This window comes from Flavobacterium sp. (assembly GCF_030146175.1).
Lineage (GTDB): Bacteria > Bacteroidota > Bacteroidia > Flavobacteriales > Flavobacteriaceae > Flavobacterium.
This window is the reverse complement of record NZ_JASLCE010000084.1, coordinates 1-2,592: the sequence shown is the minus strand read 5'-3', so window position 1 is coordinate 2,592 and position 2,592 is coordinate 1. Positions and strand designations below refer to the sequence as shown.

At 38.3% G+C, this 2,592-nt stretch carries 3 protein-coding genes; all 3 read left to right on the top strand.

The window, feature by feature from the left end:
* Positions 1-226: 226 nt before the first annotated feature.
* A complete protein-coding gene (locus Q1R07_RS09990) occupies positions 227-1,537 on the top strand; it encodes a serine hydrolase domain-containing protein (RefSeq protein ID WP_300489380.1) in 1,311 nt (436 codons plus the stop codon).
* Positions 1,538-1,756: 219 nt separating this feature from the next.
* Complete coding sequence (gene rplM, locus Q1R07_RS09985) at positions 1,757-2,212, top strand: 50S ribosomal protein L13 (protein WP_136403806.1); 456 nt, start codon at positions 1,757-1,759, stop codon at positions 2,210-2,212.
* On the top strand, positions 2,212-2,592 hold a 381-nt coding region (rpsI, locus tag Q1R07_RS09980; RefSeq protein ID WP_300489378.1), incomplete at its 3' end, for a 30S ribosomal protein S9. The genes rplM and rpsI, both read left to right, overlap by 1 nt.

Below are 2,592 nucleotides of genomic sequence, written 5' to 3'. Positions count from 1 at the left end.
CGCAACTTCCGGAATACCTTACCGAAACCAACAAAACGTATATGATCCTTTCGGAAGATTGCGATTGCGATACCATCCAATCCATCGCCACCCGGAATGCGCTTCGGATGCAACTTGTCCACGCTACAAAAGTGTTTCGGGAACAGAATTATATTTTTGAAATCGGAAGCCAATAATTTTTGGTACCTTTCGGACGTTATTTATGATAACCAAAAGTCCGTTTTCTATGAAAAAAATAATTCTATTTTCACTATTGCTCCTATCCTTTTCGATTGTTGCCCAGGAAAAAACGCGTTTCAACAAAATAGACAGTTTGCTAACCTATTTGAATGAAAACAACAAATTTATGGGTGCCATCAGTCTTCGGGAAAACGGAAATGTGATTTTTGAAAAGAATTATGGTTTTGCAGATGTAGAAAACAACATACTTGCCGATGGCAACACCAAATACCGCGTGGGTTCCATTACCAAAATTTTTACTGCGGCTATCATTTTCCAACTGATTGAAGAAAAAAAACTGACCTTAGAAACGAAGCTTTCTAAATTTTATTCCGAGATTCCGAATTCCAGCGCAATTACCATCGACATGATGCTCAACCATAAAAGCGGAATTCCTGATTATATTGACAGTTCATTTGATTCGTATAAAACAAAGCCGCAAACCAAACGCGACATGTTAAAACGTATCGCGGCCTTAAAATCAGCTTTCGAACCCAATACCAAAGCCGAATACAGTAATTCGAATTATCTTTTGTTGGGTTATATCATCGAATCGATTACCGGAAAAAATTATGGCGATAATGTTGCCACCCGAATTGTTGGCAAAATTGGTTTAAAAAACACCTATTATCCTAAAAAGAGCGTGCCGGGTAAAGACGAGGCCTTTTCCTATTCTTTCGCAAATAGCAAATGGAAAAAAACGCCATCCTGGGATTTAAGTGTGTCCAATGCCGCCGGTGCTTTGGTGTCGACACCATCAGATCTGACCGATTTTATCAATGCACTTTTTACCGGAAAAATTGTTAAACCCACTTCACTGGCACAAATGACTGCTATGGAAAACGGATACGGCAAAGGATTGTTACAGTTTCCATTTAGTGACAAACGCTTTTTAGGTCATAACGGAATAATTGAAGATTTCCGAGCGGTTGTTGCGTATCATCCGAGCGATAAAATGGCGGTTTCTCTTATTGTAAACGGAAACAATTATAACGAAAACGAGCTTTTAATCGGTATATTGAGTATTTACTATAAAATCCCGTATCGCTTTCCGAATCTGAAATCCGTGGCGGTTGATCCGAAGCTTTTAAAAAGTTACGAAGGCGTGTATAGTTCCAAACAGATTCCGTTGCAGCTGACGATCCGTGTTGAAAACGGGCAACTGCAAGGTCAGGCCACCGGACAAAACTCGTTTCCGCTAAATGCTTTAAGCCCGACGGAATTCATTTTTGATCCGGCCGGAATTGAAATCACCTTTAAAGACAAAGGATTACTTTTAAAACAAGGCGATAACAAGCTAACTTTCACCAAAGAATAACCCTAAAACCGGTATTTAATGCGGTAACTATTTCCGGATCCGGTCAAAAAATGCGTCTGAATCGACAACGACACTCTTAAATCGTTATAAAATGACTGATAACCCAACTGATTATCAATCGATAAAATATTATTCGACAGACATTTGTATTTAAAATAAATATTTGTACTTTTGCAACCCCTTTATTGGGGATGGAATGTTTAATTAAAATAAATTATTGTGAACAATTTAAGCTACAAGACAGTATCAGCTAACAAGGCAACTGCTCAAAAAGAGTGGATCGTTGTAGATGCTGAAGGTCATAACTTAGGTCGTTTTGCTTCAAAAGTAGCTATGCTATTAAGAGGTAAATACAAGCCAAGTTATACACCGCACGTGGACTGTGGAGATAACGTGATTGTTATCAACGCAGAAAAAATCAACCTAACAGGTAACAAACTTGAGGATAAAACGTATATCCGTCACACAGGTTACCCAGGTGGTCAAAGAAGTTTATCTGCTAAAGTAATGCAACAAAAAAACCCTGCATTATTAGTAGAGAAAGCTGTAAAAGGAATGTTGCCTAAAAACAAATTAGGAGCACAATTATTCCGCAATTTAAATGTATATGTAGGTACTGAGCACAAACATGATGCACAACAACCTAAAACCGTTAACTTAAACGATCTAAAGTAATGGGAGTTATTCACAAAATCGGTAGAAGAAAAACCGCTGTTGCTCGTGTATATGTTACAGAAGGAACTGGAAACATCACGGTAAACAAAAGAGAATTTACAACTTACTTCCCAACGGCTACATTACAATACAAAGTGATGCAACCATTAGCAATGACTGAAAACGCTGCTAATTTTGACATCAAAGTAAATGTATACGGTGGAGGAACAACTGGTCAGGCAGAAGCTGTACGTATGGCAATCGCAAGAGCTATGTGTGAAGTAGAAGCTGAGAACAGAGCTATCTTAAAACCAGAAGGATTACTAACAAGAGATCCTCGTATGGTTGAGCGTAAGAAATTCGGTCAGAAGAAAGCTCGTAAGAGATTCCAATTCTCGAAA

Coding starts and splice junctions, on each gene's coding strand:
- Q1R07_RS09990 (WP_300489380.1), top strand. CDS start 227: ATGAAAAAAATAATTCTATTTTCACTATTGCTCCTATCCTTTTCGATT.